Raw genomic sequence first — 1558 nt, forward strand, 5'->3', positions numbered from 1 at the left:
TCAGAAACAACGTATTTCTCTGGTTGGAACTTAGGCTCTTCTGGTGGAGTTACAACGTTGTTGAACTCTTTGTCAGCTGGTTCAGTTACGTTAGCAAGCAATGCTTTAGCTGTACCGTCATGAGATACTGTTACAGTTACTTCTGCCTTCATAGTATCGTAAGTGACAGTTGCGTCTGTACCTTTCACCTCTGTTACAGAGTAAGTGTAAGTACCTTCTTGACCCTTCTTGTATTTAAGGGCAGTGACTTTTTCACCAGCTTTATTTGTGTACTCTACCGGAGAAAATTTAATCTTACCATCTGCATCGTTGGTTGCAGTCGCAATCACAATATTGTCGCTGTCTTTCAACTCGAATGTAAATTCGCCAGCTTTAAGCTCACGACCTTCCAAACGTTTTGTGAAGTTGAATTCTGCAGTGATTGGTACAGAGTTTACACGTTTTTGAGTTGGTTTTTCTGGTTTTTCAACAGATTTGCTTACTGGATTATAAACATGAACGATTTGGTTGGCTTTATTTTCGATGTCCACTCCACCCGCAACGTCATCTTTAACAGTTGCTGGGATATCAAATTTATAGTAGCGACCAAATGCAAATTTAGTTGTATCGATAACTTGTGTATTATCCGCATCACCCAATGATTTGTTTACAGAAGTCTTAGATGTTGCTGTAATGACACCATTTTCAACTTTGATGTCAAACTTATCAGTTACGTCATCTCCACTTTCACTGTCATAAGCTTTAATATCAGCAGCATTAACAGTTAATTTTTCTGCATCATAGGTATCAGAGATTCCAACAGATTGGATGTTATTTTTATCAGTGAAGTTTTTCGTATCCAACCATACTTGGTAAACTAGTTTATCACCACGTTCAACAGTCTTGGTATTGATGTTTTCTGCTTCGTTGTTTGAAGTTCCATCTGCGTATGGGTTAGCATTTGTAGCAGTGTACTCATCAGCCAATTCATCATCATCGTCTACAAGTTTTGTTCCTGTAATGTCAAATTTCTCTTTATTAAGAACAAATTTTTCAGGCTGGAATTCAGGTGTTTCAGGAGGAGTGATCTTGTTGTTGAATTCTTTATCATCAGTTCCTTCAGTTGATGTTCCATCAGCATTGACACCGCCAGTTGATGTTACGTTTGTTACAGTAGTCAAGGTGTGACCATTCTTAGCAACTTCAACTGTGACTGTTGCTTTCATAGTATCATAAGTCATACCAAGCTCTTTAGTAGATGGGATAACTTCTTCTACTGTATAAGTATGAGTTCCAACTTTAGTATTATCAAATGATAATTCAGAGAATGTTACAGTTCCGTCAGCTTTATTTGTTACTGTTTCAAGAGTTTGACCAGTTGAATCTTTAAGAACAAAGCTAAATTCGCCATCTTTAAGTTCACGACCTGCTAATTTCTTAGTAAAGTCAAATCTTGCAACGACTGGAGCTACATGGTAGTTATTGAACTCAGTATCATCCGGCATCGTAACTGCTGCATTCAGGAGGCCAGTTGAAGCATCTTTCGTAACTGTTACGGTTACTTCTGCATTCATTGAAT

The 1558-nt window shown here is 37.9% G+C and carries 1 protein-coding gene; it reads right to left on the reverse strand.

The window, feature by feature from the left end:
• The coding region (locus tag ADH31_RS07095; RefSeq protein ID WP_049509806.1) for a Spy0128 family protein at window positions 1-1558 on the reverse strand (1558 nt) is incomplete at both ends.

Source organism: Streptococcus pseudopneumoniae (assembly GCF_001072375.1).
Classification (GTDB): Bacteria; Bacillota; Bacilli; order Lactobacillales; family Streptococcaceae; genus Streptococcus; species Streptococcus pseudopneumoniae_L.